At 72.1% G+C, this 13,842-nt stretch carries 12 protein-coding genes; 3 read left to right on the top strand and 9 right to left on the bottom strand.

From position 1 onward, the window contains the following. The first annotated feature begins 114 nt into the window (after nucleotides 1-114). Nucleotides 115-3,579, top strand: coding sequence for a ThuA domain-containing protein (locus tag QIS99_RS04545; protein ID WP_282510599.1), 3,465 nt, complete (start codon nucleotides 115-117; stop codon nucleotides 3,577-3,579). An 11-nt stretch (nucleotides 3,580-3,590) separates the two neighbouring features. Beyond that, nucleotides 3,591-4,466 (top strand): sugar phosphate isomerase/epimerase family protein, encoded by an 876-nt coding sequence (locus QIS99_RS04540; protein WP_408909476.1) that lies wholly within the window; start codon nucleotides 3,591-3,593, stop codon nucleotides 4,464-4,466. A gap of 44 nt (nucleotides 4,467-4,510) precedes the next feature. Here QIS99_RS04540 and QIS99_RS04535 read toward each other — a convergent pair whose 3' ends face one another. From QIS99_RS04535 to QIS99_RS04520, 4 genes are all read right to left on the bottom strand, one after another. Further along, complete coding sequence (locus QIS99_RS04535; RefSeq protein WP_282510597.1) at nucleotides 4,511-5,077, bottom strand: GNAT family N-acetyltransferase; 567 nt, start codon at nucleotides 5,075-5,077, stop codon at nucleotides 4,511-4,513. Nucleotides 5,078-5,180: 103 nt separating this feature from the next. Then, the gene (locus tag QIS99_RS04530; protein WP_408909480.1) at nucleotides 5,181-6,020 is read right to left on the bottom strand and encodes an ABC transporter ATP-binding protein; all 840 of its coding nucleotides are present in this window, start codon (nucleotides 6,018-6,020) and stop codon (nucleotides 5,181-5,183) included. Next, on the bottom strand, nucleotides 6,017-7,099 hold the full coding sequence (locus QIS99_RS04525; protein WP_282510593.1) for an ABC transporter substrate-binding protein: 1,083 nt from the start codon (nucleotides 7,097-7,099) through the stop codon (nucleotides 6,017-6,019). The genes QIS99_RS04530 and QIS99_RS04525 overlap by 4 nt, the downstream gene beginning before the upstream one ends. 91 nt (nucleotides 7,100-7,190) lie before the next feature. Next, nucleotides 7,191-8,054, bottom strand: coding sequence for an ABC transporter permease (locus QIS99_RS04520; RefSeq protein WP_282510591.1), 864 nt, complete (start codon nucleotides 8,052-8,054; stop codon nucleotides 7,191-7,193). Between the two features lie 314 nt (nucleotides 8,055-8,368). Here QIS99_RS04520 and QIS99_RS04515 point away from each other — a divergent pair, with 314 nt between their 5' ends. Then, nucleotides 8,369-9,388, top strand: a complete 1,020-nt coding sequence (locus QIS99_RS04515) for a LacI family DNA-binding transcriptional regulator (RefSeq protein ID WP_349017269.1) — start codon at nucleotides 8,369-8,371, stop codon at nucleotides 9,386-9,388. A 212-nt stretch (nucleotides 9,389-9,600) separates the two neighbouring features. On the opposite strand, the gene QIS99_RS04510 is transcribed toward QIS99_RS04515, so the two are convergent. The 5 genes from QIS99_RS04510 to QIS99_RS04490 all read right to left on the bottom strand — a co-directional run bounded on the left by QIS99_RS04510 (nucleotide 9,601) and on the right by QIS99_RS04490 (nucleotide 13,708). Beyond that, the gene (locus QIS99_RS04510) at nucleotides 9,601-10,128 is read right to left on the bottom strand and encodes a GAF domain-containing protein (RefSeq protein WP_282510586.1); all 528 of its coding nucleotides are present in this window, start codon (nucleotides 10,126-10,128) and stop codon (nucleotides 9,601-9,603) included. Then, nucleotides 10,125-10,760, bottom strand: coding sequence for a GTP-binding protein (locus QIS99_RS04505; protein ID WP_282510584.1), 636 nt, complete (start codon nucleotides 10,758-10,760; stop codon nucleotides 10,125-10,127). Before QIS99_RS04505 ends, QIS99_RS04510 begins: the two co-directional genes overlap by 4 nt. Continuing rightward, nucleotides 10,738-11,115, bottom strand: coding sequence for a DUF742 domain-containing protein (locus tag QIS99_RS04500; RefSeq protein WP_282510793.1), 378 nt, complete (start codon nucleotides 11,113-11,115; stop codon nucleotides 10,738-10,740). Before QIS99_RS04500 ends, QIS99_RS04505 begins: the two co-directional genes overlap by 23 nt. 2 nt (nucleotides 11,116-11,117) lie before the next feature. After that, nucleotides 11,118-11,549, bottom strand: coding sequence for a roadblock/LC7 domain-containing protein (locus QIS99_RS04495; RefSeq protein WP_282510582.1), 432 nt, complete (start codon nucleotides 11,547-11,549; stop codon nucleotides 11,118-11,120). Between the two features lie 86 nt (nucleotides 11,550-11,635). After that, nucleotides 11,636-13,708, bottom strand: a complete 2,073-nt coding sequence (locus tag QIS99_RS04490; RefSeq protein WP_282510580.1) for an ATP-binding protein — start codon at nucleotides 13,706-13,708, stop codon at nucleotides 11,636-11,638. Nucleotides 13,709-13,842: the final 134 nt, after the last annotated feature.

Raw genomic sequence — 13,842 nt, 5'->3', positions numbered from 1 at the left:
ACGCCGGCAACCGACGCCCCATTGACCCCCCGGAACCTCGAACCTACTCTGAACGACGCACTCCAGAAAGCGCTTTCTATCCACCCGCAGCCGTCCCGAGCCCAGGGAGCGCCCATGAGTCACCCGATACGCACCGCCCGAAGACCACTGCTCACCCTGCTCGCCCTACTGGCGCTGATCCTCGCGCTGGGAGTCTCCTCGGTCCCGACTCCCGCGCAGGCGGCGCCCTTTCGCGTGCTCGTGTTCTCGAAGGTGACGAACTTCGCCCACGACTCCATCCCCGCCGGCATCGAGGCCATCGAGAAGCTGGGCAGCGAGCACGGCTTCGAGGTCGAGGCGACCGACGACGCGGGCGCGTTCACCGACGCCAACCTCGCCCGCTTCCAGGCCGTGGTGTTCAACAACACCAACTCCACGCCGGAGAAGGGCGATCTCCTGAACGCCGAGCAGCGCGCCGCCCTGCAGACGTACATCCGGGGCGGTGGCGGCTGGGTCGGCCTGCACTCCGCGTCCGCCAGCGAGCGGGACTGGGAGTGGTACGAGGGCCTGGTCGGCGCGATCTTCGACAAGCACCCGGCCGTGCAGACGGGCCGGATCAAGGTGCTCGACCAGGCACACCCCTCCACGAAGGGCCTGCCCCAGCTCTGGGAGCGCAGCGAGGAGTGGTACAACTGGCGCGCCAATCCGACCGGGAAGGTGCACACGCTCGCGCAGATCAAGGTGCGCGACGGCATCGAGGGGCTGGACGAGGGCGTCGACCACCCGTGGTCCTGGTGTCAGAACTACGACGGCGGCCGGTCCTGGTTCACGGCCGGCGGGCACGACAAGTCGGCGTTCTCCGAGGAGGCGTTCCGGAAGCATCTGCTCGGCGGCATCGAGTGGGCGGCGGGCGCGAAGCCCGGTGACTGCACGGCCACCAAGACCGGCGCGTTCCAGCGCACCCCCCTCGCCACGGAGGACCTGGCCGACCCGTTCGAGCTGGCGGTCGCCCCGGACCGGCGGGTGTTCTTCATCCAGCGCACCGGCAAGCTGAAGGTCATCGACCAGGAGACGCTGGCGGTCACGACGGCCCTCGACTTCGAGTACACGCCTCAGATGACGAGCCAGTCCGACGGGCTGCTCGGCCTCGCGCTCGACCCGGATTTCCAGGACAACCACTGGCTGTATCTGCTGCATTCGGACAAGACCGAGAAACGGCTCAACCTGTCGCGGTTCACGGAGAGCGGCGGCAAGGTCGACATGGCGTCCGAGAAGCGCCTCCTCACCATTCCGACGTTCCGGGGCGAGGGCCGGGCCAATTCGCATATGGCCGGGTCGATCGCGTTCGACAAGAAGGGCGATCTGTACGTCGCGACGGGCGACAACACGGACCCGTTCGCCTCGGACGGATTCGCGCCGATCGACGAGCGCGAGGGCCGGCGGGCCTGGGACGCCCAGGCCACCTCGGGCAACACCAATGACCTGCGCGGCAAGATTCTGCGCATCACGCCGGAGGACGACGGGAGTTACTCGGTCCCGCAGGGCAATCTGTTCGCGCCCGGCACCGAGAAGACCCGCGCCGAGATCTACGCGATGGGCCTGCGCAATCCGTTCCGCATCACCACGGACCCGCTGAGCGGCGCCCTGCTCGTCGCCGACTACGGGCCGGACGCCCGCAGCGCCGTGCCGGACCGCGGGCCCGAGGGGACGGTCGAGTACAACCGCATCACGAAGGCGGGCAACTACGGCTGGCCGTACTGCATCGGCAACAACACCCCGTTCAACGACTACGACTTCGCGACGCAGACGTCCGGGGCGAAATTCGACTGCGCCAAGCCGGTCAACGACTCCCCCAACAACACCGGTCTGCGTGAACTCCCGCCCGCACAGCCGGCATTGGTCTGGTACGCCTACTCCGAGTCGAAGGAGTTCCCCGAACTCGGCACCGGGGGCGGCGGCCCGATGAGCGGTCCCGTGTACGACTACGACGCGGACAACACGTACCGCACGAAGTTCCCCGAGGCGTTCGAGGGGAAGTGGCTGACTTACGAACTGACCCGGAAGTACTTCAAGTCGTTCTCCATCCAGAACAAGGACCAGACATTCCAGGACCCGCGCTTCCCGCCCGCCAAGGCAGGGGATCTGCATTCCATCAACTCGGTCTTCGAGGACATGAAGTGGAACCAGCCTTTCGACGCGGACTTCGGTCCTGACGGCGCCCTGTACGTGATCGACTTCGGCGTGGGCAGCGGCACCGGACGCGGCGGCGCCAACGAGGGCGCGGGCATCTACCGCATCGACTACGTCGGCGACGACCGGCTGCCGGCGGCGCGGATCTCCGCCTCGCCCGACAACGGCCCGGGACCGCTCACCGTGAAGTTCTCCAGCAAGGGCTCGGGCCTGCCCGACGGCACCCCGGTGACGTACTCCTGGGACTTCGACGGGGACGGCACGACCGACTCGACCGAGGCCGAGCCCACCCACACGTACGAGAAGAACGGCCGGTACAGCGCTCGCCTGAAGGTGACCGCGCCGAAGGAGCTGACCGCGCTGGCCGTGCAGGAGGTGACCGTCGGCAACACCCGGCCCGAGGTGACGATCCGGACGCCGGACGACGGCGGGATGTTCTCCTTCGGCGACACCATTCCGTTCACGGTCCAGGTGAAGGACCCGGAGGACGGCAAGGTCGACTGCTCCCGGGTCGTCGTGCAGTCGCAGCTCGGCCACGACTCCCATCTGCACCCGCTGGACAACTACACGGGCTGCGCGGGGAAGATCGCCACGGATGCCGGTGACAGCCACGGCCCCGGGCAGAATCTCTACTACGGCATCACCGCCGCGTACGAGGACGAGGGCGGCCCCGGCGGGGTGCCCGCGCTCACCGGGTCGGACGCGCTGACGCTGCGCACCTCGTTCCGGGAGGCCGAGCACTTCACGACGACCGGCGGGGCGCACGGCGGCGCGGAGGTGGCCGGCCGCGCGGACGCCTCGGGCGGCAAACGCCTCGCCGGGATCGAGCACGGCGACTGGGTCGGCTTCGCGCCCACGCACCTCAAGGGCGTCGAGTCCGTGACCGTCGGCGCCGCCTCGGCCGGACTCGGTGGTGACATCGAGTTCCGCGCCGGCTCCCCCACGGGCGAGCTGCTCGGCAAGGTGTCGGTGCCGGACACGGGCGGCTGGGGCAACGTGGTCTCCCCGACGACCGAGCTGAAGGACCCCGGCAGGAGCGTCACGCTGTACGCGGTGTTCACCAACCCCGAGTGGGCCGACGGCAAGCCGGACCTGCTGTCCCTGGACTGGCTGCACTTCAACGGGCCCGGCACTCAGGCGCGTCCGGCGTCCCAGGTCGAGGTCGAGGCCGCGCCCGCGGAGGGCAGCGCGCCGCTCGCGGTGCAGCTGTCCGGCTCGGTGGATCTCCTGCCGGGGCGTCAAGTCGCCTCGTACCACTGGGACTTCGGCGACAACAGCAAGACCGAAGGCGAGGAGGGCGCCCGCGCGGCGCACACGTACGCCCGCAAGGGCAGCTACACCGCGCGTCTGACGGTCACGGACGACCAGGGTGACACGACGACCGGCTCGGTCCGCATCACGGTCAAGTGAGGGAGTTTTCCATGGAGTTGAGTCCCACCGGATCCCGATGGCGTGCGACGACACGGCGGGCGTTTCTCGGTACGTCGCTCGGCCTCGCGACGGCGGCCGCGATGGCGCCCCGGGCGACCGCCGCGCCCCTGCGGCGGATTCCGCGCGGCGCCATCGGCATGCACCTGTACACGATGCGCGGCCCGCTGGCCGCCGACTTCCACGGCACCCTGGAGCGGCTCGCGGAGATCGGGTACGCGACGGTCGGCGTGAGCGGACGGCACGGCAACGGCGCGCCCGGCATCCGCCGCATGCTGGACGCGACGGGTCTGCGGGCGGTGCTCGAACACGTCTCGTACGACACTCTGCGCGGCGCCGGACTGCCGCAGGCCCTGGACGACCTGCACACGCTGGGCGCGAAGTGGCCGGTGGTGCCGAGTCTGCCCGGCTCGCTGCACACGCCGGCCGGATTCCGGGACGTGGCACGGGAGTTCAACCGGATCGGCAAGGCCTCCCGCGAGGCCGGGCTGGGCCCGCTGCTGTTCCACAACCACGGCGCGGACCACGCCGCGGTGGACGGCGAGGTGCTCTACGACATCCTCGTACGGGAGACCGATCCGGAGCTCGTCGGCTTCGAGCTGGACGTCTACTGGGCGGCCAAGGGCGACGCGGACCCGGCCCGGTACTTCGTCCGGCATCCGCGGCGGTTCCCGGCGCTGCACGTGAAGGACATGGCGCCGGACGGCTCGATCGCCGATGTCGGCTCGGGGGTCCTGGACTTCGCCGCGATGTTCCGGGACGCGCATGTCGGCGGGGTCAAGCAGTGGCTGGTGGAGCACGATGCGCCCGCTGATCCGTTCGCCACCGCCCGTAACAGTTACGGGTACTTGGCGGGGCTGCGGTACTGAGTGCACTGGTGACCGGGGGTGCCGTCTCGTGCGGCACCCCCGGTTCACGTCAGCTGCTTGTAGAACAGCGTCGTCGGATGCAGGACGCCCCCGGGGTCGGCCGCGAAGCCGGGAATGGTGCCGACCCGGGTCCAGCCCGCGGCGGCGTAGAAGCCCTCGGCGTCACTGCCGGTCTCGGTGTCCAGGACGAGCAGGGTCACACCCCGCTCGGCGGCGGCGCGCTCGGCGGCGGTCAGGAGCAGGCGGCCGAGCCCGCGGCCGCGTGCGGAGCTGTGCACCATCAGCTTGACGATCTCGGCGCGGTGCCGGCCGTTGGCCTTGTCGACCAGGTCGACGCCCACGGTGCCGACGACCCGGCCCTGGTCCCGTACGGCGAGCAGCAGCAGCCCGCCCCGGTCCACCGCGTCGGCCCGCGCGCGCCAGAACGCCTCGGCTTCCGCGCGGTCCAGGGACGCGAGGAAGCCGAGGGAGTTGCCGCCGTGCACGGTGTCGAGGAGCAGGTCCGCGAACTCGGCGTGCAGGGCGCGGAGTCGGGTCCCGGTGAGCAGCTCGGGACCGGCCTCGGCCGCGGCGCGGTCGCCTCCGGTCCGCCTGGATGTCTCCACACGCATGCGGCGGATCGTACGGGCGGGGCGTTACCGGGAGGTTTCCGAGGCGGGCGGTGAGCGGCGGGACCGGCCGGGCCGGAAGCCGTAGGCCGTAAGGCCGTAGGCCCTAGCCGCCCACCCCCACGCTCCCCAGCAAGCCCCGGATGTGCCCGGTCGCCGACGCGAACTCGGGCCGGGACATGGTCTCCCCGTACTCCCGTTCCAGCGGCAGCCCGACGTCGATGATCTCCCGGATGGTGCCGGGGCGGGGGCTCATGACGACGACGCGGTCCGCGAGGTACACCGCTTCCGCGATGGAGTGCGTGACGAGCAGCACCGTCGTGCCGGTCTCGCGCCAGATGCGGCGCAGCTCGATGTTCATCTGTTCGCGGGTGAGCGCGTCGAGGGCGCCGAACGGCTCGTCCATCAGCAGCACCGGCGGCTCGTGAAGGAGGGCCCGGCACAGGGCGACGCGCTGCTGCATGCCGCCGGACAGCTCGTGCGGATAGGCGTCCTCGAAGCCCTCCAGGCCGGTCATGGCGATGAGTTCACCGGCCCGGGCGGCGGCCTGCGCGGCCGGCATCCGGCGCATCTCGGCCTGGAGCAGGATGTTGCGGCGGGCCGAGCGCCACTCCAGGAGGGCGGCGCGCTGGAACACGTACCCGATGTCGTGGCGCGGCCCGCTCACCGGCTCGCCCTGCAGCCGCACCTCGCCCGTGGACGGGGCGAGCAGACCGGCGACCAGCTTGAGGAGCGTGGACTTGCCGCAGCCCGAAGGGCCGACGAGGGCCACGAACTCGCCCATCGCCACGTCGAGGGAGACCTCGCTGAGGGCGGTGACGTCGCGCTTCTTCGTGCGGAACCGGACGTCGACGGAGTCGATGCCGACGGCCGGAAAAACCTTACTCTGAAAGGGAGTTGAGGACTTGCACGGGCTCGTGTCGTTCGGCAAGGTCGGCATGGTCAGCCCTTCACCGCCGCGTCCGAGGCCCAGTAGTCGGTGACCGGCTTGGCTTCCTGCACCATGCCCGCCTCCTTGAACACGTCGATGGTCCGCTGCCAGTCGGCCTCGTCGTTCACGCCGGGCGCCTTGCCCTCGGTGGCCTCGGTGTGCAGCAGGGTCAGGGTGGTCTCGAACTGCTCCGACAGGACCTTCTCGGGCGGGAGTTGGCCGGAGGCTCCGTCCATGGCGGCGACCGCGGGCCCGGGCGCCTTCTCGGCCGCGGTCCAGGACTCGCTGACGGCCTTCGCCATCCGCGTCGCCAGATCCTTGTCGGCCTTGAGGGTGCGCTCGCCGATGATCAGGCCGTTGGAGAAGAAGTTGAGCCCGTGCTCGGAGAAGCGCAGATACGAGACGTCCTTCTTGGCCTTGTCCTGCATGATCGGGCCCTGGTCGCTCGCGTACCCGAGAAGCGCGTCCGTCTTGCCGGAGATCACCGCGGCGATCTTGCCCGCCGGGTCGGTGTTCTGCACCTTGACGTCGCCCTCGGAGAGCCCGTTGGCCTTGAGGAACGCCGGGAACGTACGGGACAGCGCGTCGCCCGTGGTGCCCGCGACCGTCTTGCCCTTGAGGTCGGCCGGCTCCTTGATGCCCTGGTCGCCGAAGAACTGCACGGACGCGGGCGTGGTCTGCAGGAACACCCCGAGGCTTTTCACCGGCACCCCGGACTCGACGCCCGCGAGCACGGCCGGGGTGTCGGCCCAGCCGAAGTCGGTCTGGCCCGCGCCGGTGGCCTGGACGGTCTTCTGCGAGCCCTGGCCTGCCTGTATCTGCAGGTCGATGCCGTGCTTCTCGAAGATCTTCTGCTGCTTGCCGTAGTAGAACGGCGCGTGTTCGCCGTACGGGTACCAGTTGAGGGTCAGCGTCACCTTGTCCAGGGTCTTGCCGTCGGCACCGGTGGTGGTGGCCGGTTCGTCCCCGCCGCACGCGGTGGCGGCGACGAGCAGCAGCGGGACGAGTCCGGCCAGGGTGCGTCCGGTCGGGGTGCGTCGGGTCGGGGTGCGTCGGGTCGGGGTGCGTCCGGACGGGGTTCTGCGCGGGGTCATCGGGGGCGGCCCTTTCGCGAGGGGACGGGCGGTGGGTACGGGGTGCGGACTCGACCGGCCTGCCGGGCGTCGGGTGGAGACGGGTGGAGACTCAGTACGCGGTGGTCACCGAGGCGTCCCGGCGGCTCGCGTGCCACGGCAGCAGCAGCTTCTCGGCGATCTCCACGAGCACGAACAGGACGACGCCGATCAGCGACATCACGAGCAGCCCGGCGAACAGCATCGGGGTGTCGAGGTTGCCGTTGGCCTGCAGAATCACATAGCCGAGGCCCTCGTTGGCGCCGACGAACTCACCGACCACGGCACCGGTCACGGCGAGCGTGACGGCGACCTTCAGACCGGAGAAGAGATGCGGGAGCGAGGCGGGCAGGCGGATCTTGACGAAGGTCTGCCAGGGCCGCGCGCCCATCGTCGACGACAGCTGCAGCATCTCCGGGTCGACCGCCTTCAGGCCCGTGACCATCGAGATGACCACCGGGAAGAACGCGATCAGGACGGCGATCAGGATCTTCGGCGCGACCCCGAAGCCGAGCCAGACCACGAACAGCGGGGCGATCGCGATCTTGGGCACGACCTGCGCGAACAGCAGGATCGGATAGAGCGTCTTCTCGACGGTGGTCGAGTACACCATCACGACGGCGGCGAGCACGCCGACACCCACGGCGATGACGAAGCCGAGCAGCGTCTCGTACGTGGTGATCCAGCTGTGCTGCCACAAGTAGTCGGACTTCTCGACCAGTACGTCGAGCGTGGCGCCCGGCGACGGGACGAGATACGGCTCGACCAGCTCGGCGGCGGCGATCGCCCACCAGACGGCGAAGCAGGCGAGCAGCAGGGCCACCGGGCGCCAGCTGTGCTCGGCGGCCTCGGCGACCCGGCGGCCCGGACTCGGCCGCTCTCGCACGGCGACGCCCGCGGTCTTCGCGGGCGGGGCGGACAGTGCGCTCTGGCTCACGGGTAACTCCCCGGTGTAGGGCGGTGGCTGGCGAGTCGGCGGGCGCGGGTGCGGGCGCTCGTACGGGCGCTCGTACGGGCGCTGGTACGGGCGCTGGTACGGGCGGATCCTGGTTCCGGAGAACGCTTTCAGAAAGCGCTTTCTGCTAGCATGTCGGCCACGCTAATGACCCCTCGACAGCACGGTCAATAGGTCGTCCCGAAGTTCCTTCGGGCCCCTCAGCCACGACGCCCGAAGGGGGCGCGGTGAGTGAACGGGAACGCACAAGACAGGAACGCCGGTCCGGCCGGGGCGCCGCACCGCCCCCCGTCACGCTGCACACCGTGGCCGACGCGGCGGGCGTCTCCCCCGCCACCGCGTCCCGCGCCCTGAACGGCACGACCCGGGTCCGTGCGGAGCTGCGCGGCCGGGTGCTCGCGGCGGCCGCCGAGCTCGGGTACATCCCCAACGCCCATGCGCAGGCCCTCGCCTCGGCCTCCAACAACACGGTCGGCGTGATCTGCCACGACGTCAGCGACCCCTACTTCGCAGCGATCGCAGGCGGTGTGATGCGCGCGGCCGCCGAGCGGGACCTGCTCGTCATGCTGGCCTCGACCTTCCGCGACCAGGCCCGGGAGATCGCGTACGTGTCGATGCTGCGGGCCCAGCGCGCGCGGGCGATCCTGCTGATCGGCTCGGGGATCGAGGACCGCGCGTGGGAGCGGGCCCTGGACGCCGAACTCGCCCCCTACACCAGGGCGGGCGGCCGGGTCGCCGTGGTCAGCCGGCATCGCAGCCTGCGCGTCGACACGGTCCTGCCGGAGAACCGCGAGGGCGCGGCGGCGCTCGCCCGCGCGCTGCTCGCCCTGGGGCACCGGGAGTTCGCGGTCCTCACCGGACCGCCCGAGCTGACCACGGTCGCCGACCGGCTCGCCGGGTTCCGTGAGGCGCTCGCCGCGGCCGGGGTGGCGCTGCCTGCGCACCGGGTGGTGCGGGGCGCGTTCACGCGCGACGGCGGTCATGCGGCGATGCTCGGACTCCTCGCCCGCGGTCCCCGTCCGACCTGCGTGTTCGCGGTGACCGACGTGATGGCGGTGGGCGCACTCGCGGCGCTGCGCGAGCGGGGGCTGCGGGTGCCGGAGGACGTGTCCCTCGCGGGCTTCGACGACATTCCCCTCGTACGGGAACTCACCCCGCCGCTCACCACGGTGGGGCTGCCGCTGCGGCGGATGGGCGAGCGGGCGATGGGGCTTGCGCTGCGGGAGGGGAGGGGGGCGCGGTCGCGGGTGGAGCGGGTGGCGGGGGAGGTGGTGGTGCGGGCGAGTACGGGGCGGCCCGGCTCGTGGTGCGGCTGAGCCGGGTCCGGGACCTGACCCCGACAGGGGCGCGGGGAACTGCGCGGTCAGCCACGGCGGCGCGCCAGCCGGATGACGTCGGCACGGCAGCCGGACGACGGCGGAAGGGGACCCCGTCCGGCGGTTGAGGACGAACCGGGAGGGCGGTCGGCGGTTGAGGACGAGGCCGGAGGGCGGAGGGCGGTCGGCGGGGTGCGAGTCGACGGTGCGGTTCAGACCCGCGCGTCGATCTGCCCCATCAACTCCTCCGCCAGCTCCTTGATCGTGGCGAGCCCCGCCCTCCCCCACGCGCGCGGCTCCGTGTCCACGGCGCAGATCGTGCCGAGGGTCATGCCCGTACCGTCGACGAGCGGAGCGCCCAGGTACGAGCGGATGCCGATCTCGTCCACCGCCGGGTTGGCCGCGAACCGCGGGTAGTCGCGGACGTCCTCAAGGACGAGGGCCCTGCGGCGGACCACGACGTGCGGGCAGTAGCCGTGTTCGCGGTCCAGCTGGCGGCCCACGCGGCCCGCGGCCTCGCCCTCGGGGGTGTGCAGGCCGGCGAAGAACTGCCGGTGCTCGTCGATGAAGTTGACCATCGAGTACGGCGCCCCGACCGTCTCCGCGAGCCGGTCCGCGAACGCGTCGAACGCCGGGTCGGGCGCGTCGCCCAGGCCGAGTTCGCGCAGCCGCAGCACCCGGCTCGACGCCTCCTTGTCGACGGGGGTCAGCAGCAGGTGCCCGGTCGGGTCGTACGTCATGAAAGCGCTCCGTGGCTGGGGTCCGGGGTCTGGGTGAGGAGGTACTGGACGAGGGTCACCAGGGTCTCGATGCCGGAGCCCGCGACCCGCGCGTCGCACAGCAGCACCGGCACCTCCGGCTTCAGGTCGATCGCCGCGCGCACCTCCTCCGGCTCGTACCGGAAGGAGCCGTCGAACTCGTTGACGGCGACGACGAAGGCGATGCCGCGCCGCTCGAAGAAGTCGACGGCGGAGAAGCAGTCCTCCAGGCGTCGGGTGTCGGCCAGGACGACCGCGCCGAGCGCGCCGTCGGACAGCTCGTCCCACATGAACCAGAAGCGCTCCTGGCCCGGGGTGCCGAAGAGATACAGGACGTGCCGTTCGTCGAGGGTGAGGCGGCCGAAGTCCATCGCCACGGTGGTCGTGGACTTGCTCTCGATGCCCTCCAGGCTGTCCGTGGCCGCGCTGACGGTGGTGAGCAACTCCTCGGTGCTGAGCGGTTCGATCTCGCTGACCGTACTCACGAAGGTCGTCTTGCCCACCCCGAACCCGCCCGCGACCAGCACCTTCAGCGCGTCCGGGAAACCGTCCCGGCCACCACCGGCGGGTGCGCGGGGGGCCGTCAGCGGGTCAGAGCCGTCGTCGTAGACCATCGAGCACTGCCTCCAGCAGGGACTGGTCGTCGGTGGGGTGGTGGCGGAAGGTGGGGTCCTTGGCGGTGAGGGCGCCGCAGTCGACGAGGTCGGAGAGCAGCACCTTGGTCACCACCGCGGGCAGCCGCAGTTGCGCCGCGATCTCGGCCACGGAGGTGGGCCCGCCGCCGCACAGGCCGAGCGCCTGTGCGTGCTCGGGCCCCATGTGGGCGACCGACACGCCGCCCGTCGGCACGACCATGGAGAGCAGGTCGAGCGGGGCGCTGGGCCGGGTTCTGCCGTTGATCACGGTGTACGGACGGACGAGCCGGCCGGCCGCGTCGTCCAGCCACGGCCCGTCCTGCGGGGGCGCCACGTTCACGGATTCATCACCGAGGGCTCTACGGGCTGCCGGGCGGGCGTGACGAGGTACGGCCGGACGCTCTTCACCAGCATCGCCATCTCGTACCCGAGGACCGCCGCGTCCGCCTCGCGGCCCGCCATGACCGCGAGACAGGTGCCGGAACCGGCGGTGGAGACGAACAGCAGGCTCTGCGCCAACTCCACGACGACCTGCCGGACTTCGCCGCCGTCGCCGAAGCGGATGCCGGCGCTGCGGCCGAGCGAGTACAGGCCGGAGGCGAGCGCGGCCATGTGGTCGGCGCTGTCCGGGTCGAGTCCGTGGACGGATTTGACCAGTCCGTCGGAGGACAGCAGGACCGCGCTGCGGGTGTGCGGCACCCGCTGCACCAGGCCGCTCAGCAACCAGTCGAGGTCGGAAACCTGGCCGGTCGGTACATCGCTCGCCATGGGGGATCGACTCCTTGAGGTACGGGTTCCGGCGTCAACGCGCCGGCCGGGGAACGGGGTTGGCCGGGGTCCGGCCGGGGTGGCGGTCACCCGGCCGGTTCGCCTCCCCCGCGTACGGGCGCGGGGTGCGGTTCGGGTTCGGGGTGCGGCTCGGGTTCGGGGTGCGGCTCGGGGTGGTGCTGCGGCACGGGGGCGGGGTACGGCTCGGGGTCGGGCTGCGGCACGGGGGCGGGCTCGGGCTGCCGTGGTTCGTCGTGTGCCTCGGCGAGTCCGATGCCGCGCTGGAAGGCGGCCATGAGGCCCGGGTCGTGGCCGTCGTCCGTCTCCGGCTCGGCGGCCGGGGCGTGCGGCACGGGGGCGTCGCGCAGCTGCGGCACCAGGTGCTCCTGGGCGCGGCGCCTGGGCAGTTGGGGCCGGCCCATCGTGCCGCGTACGCCGGTGGGTGCGGGGCTCGCGGGCCGCGGGGTCCGCGGGGCGGCGTCGGCGGGGTTGGGCCGCGCCTCGCGGGCGCCGCGCACCGGCAGCGGGGGTGCGGTGCCGGCCGGTTCGCCCTGGGGCTGCGGCGCGGCCTGGGGCGGGCCCTGCGTCGGGACGGCGGCGACGGGGGTGTGGGTCGCGGTGTGCAGCGTCAGCGCGGGCGCTTCGGCCCCGCGCCTGGGCAGCCGTACGGACTCCGCCGCGGCGGGGGCCGGTTGCACGGCGGGGGCCGGATGCGCGGCGGGGGCCGGATGCGCGGCGGGGGCCGGTTGCGCGGCGGGGTGGTCCTGGTGCGGTACGGGGAGGGCGCCGGTCGAGGTGAACTGGGGCTGTCCGGGGGCCTGTTGGGCGGGTTGAGGGACCGCGTGCGGGCCCGGCCGGTCGCCGGGCCGGGGGTCCGGTTGCGTTTCCGGTTGCGTTTCCGGCTGCGCGGCCCCCTGGAGCCGGCCGTCGGTGGTCGTCGTCTCGTCGTCCGCGCCGAGGAGGTTCTGCGGCAGCACGATGACCGCCTGGACGCCGCCGTAGATGTTGGTCTGCAGCCGTACGGCGATGCCGTGCCTGTCCGCGAGCGCGGCGACCACGAACAGGCCGATGCGCCCACCGGCGATCAGCCCGGCCACGTCGACGTCCTCGGGGTCGGCGAGCAGCGCGTTCATCTCGCTCTGCTCCTCCCCCGCCATACCGAGGCCCCGGTCCTCCACCTCGATCGCGAGGCCCGAGGTGACGCGGCTGGCGCGCATCAGGACCTGGGTGTGCGGCGGCGAGAACACCGAGGCGTTCTCGACGAGTTCGGCGAGCAGGTGGATGACGTCGGCCACGGCGTGCCCGCGCAGCGTGCCGTCGATCGGCGGCACCAGCTTGACCCGGGAGTACTGCTCGACCTCGGCGATCGCGGAGCGCAGCACCTCGCTCATGGAGACCGGGTGGGACCACTGGCGGCGCGAGTGGGCGCCGCCGAGCACGGCGAGGTTCTCGGCGTGGCGGCGGATGCGGGTGGCGAGGTGGTCGACGTGGAAGAGGCCCTTGAGGACGTCGGGGTCCTCCACCTCGTTCTCCAGGTCGTCCAGGAGCTGGATCTCGCGGTGCACCAGGGACTGCAGCCTGCGGGCGAGGTTGACGAGCAGCTCGACCTTCTGCTCGCTGCCGGCCTGGCCGGACAGCCGTGCGGCCTGGACGACGGAGGCGACCGCGGACTCCTGGGCGCGGGTCAGCTCCCGGGCGAGCTGGTCGAATTCATCGCCGCCGGACGCGTTCCCGGGGCCCGGGGTGGTGGTGCGGGGCGGGGCGCCCTCACCGCGGCGCAGGCGCTCGACGAGGGCGCGCAGGTCGTTCTGTCCGCGGGCCGTGGTGCGGCGCAGGGCGGACACCCGGTCCATCACGGACCGGGTGGTGCGGTCTGCGGCCACCACGGCCGCGGCGATCCCGGCGACGGCGACCGTCGCCGCGGCGGCGAGGAGGCCCCACAGGAGGGGCGTGGGCCGGGTGCCGCTGACCTGGACGACGCAGAGCACGGCGGCCGCCCCGGCCAGGGCGACGGCCACGGCGGGCAGGACGGAGGCGCGCAGGAGTTGGCGGCGTATCCGGGCCTCGGGCAGCTCCTTGACGGCGCGGGGTCCGGGCCTGCCATGGCGTCCGCCCTCGCGGCGTTCTGCGCGTGCGGCCGGTTCGCGAAGGTGAGACATCAGTGTCCTCGTCGGTGGGACTCGTGGTGCGCGGGCATCGGCGCTCGGCGTCGGGCACACGGCATGGCGGTGCCGTTCGTCGGCGAGCAGTGGATGCGCCCTGCGTTGGTCGACGAGCACACACGGTAGTCATG

This window comes from Streptomyces solicavernae, assembly GCF_029968095.1.
GTDB classification, from domain to species: domain Bacteria; phylum Actinomycetota; class Actinomycetes; order Streptomycetales; family Streptomycetaceae; genus Streptomyces; species Streptomyces solicavernae.
The sequence above is the reverse complement of the archived record's forward strand: the minus strand, read 5'-3'. Positions and strand labels throughout refer to the sequence as shown.

Bases quoted from the DNA above. Each gene is read 5' to 3' on its own strand.
- QIS99_RS04495 (WP_282510582.1), bottom strand. From the start codon at position 11,549: ATGGCGAGCGATGTACCGACCGGCCAGGTTTCCGACCTCGACTGGTTG.
- QIS99_RS04490 (WP_282510580.1), bottom strand. From the start codon at position 13,708: ATGTCTCACCTTCGCGAACCGGCCGCACGCGCAGAACGCCGCGAGGGC.
- QIS99_RS04505 (WP_282510584.1), bottom strand. From the start codon at position 10,760: ATGGTCTACGACGACGGCTCTGACCCGCTGACGGCCCCCCGCGCACCC.
- QIS99_RS04535 (WP_282510597.1), bottom strand. From the start codon at position 5,077: ATGCGTGTGGAGACATCCAGGCGGACCGGAGGCGACCGCGCCGCGGCC.
- QIS99_RS04545 (WP_282510599.1), top strand. From the start codon at position 115: ATGAGTCACCCGATACGCACCGCCCGAAGACCACTGCTCACCCTGCTC.
- QIS99_RS04525 (WP_282510593.1), bottom strand. From the start codon at position 7,099: ATGACCCCGCGCAGAACCCCGTCCGGACGCACCCCGACCCGACGCACC.
- QIS99_RS04540 (WP_408909476.1), top strand. From the start codon at position 3,591: ATGGAGTTGAGTCCCACCGGATCCCGATGGCGTGCGACGACACGGCGG.
- QIS99_RS04510 (WP_282510586.1), bottom strand. From the start codon at position 10,128: ATGACGTACGACCCGACCGGGCACCTGCTGCTGACCCCCGTCGACAAG.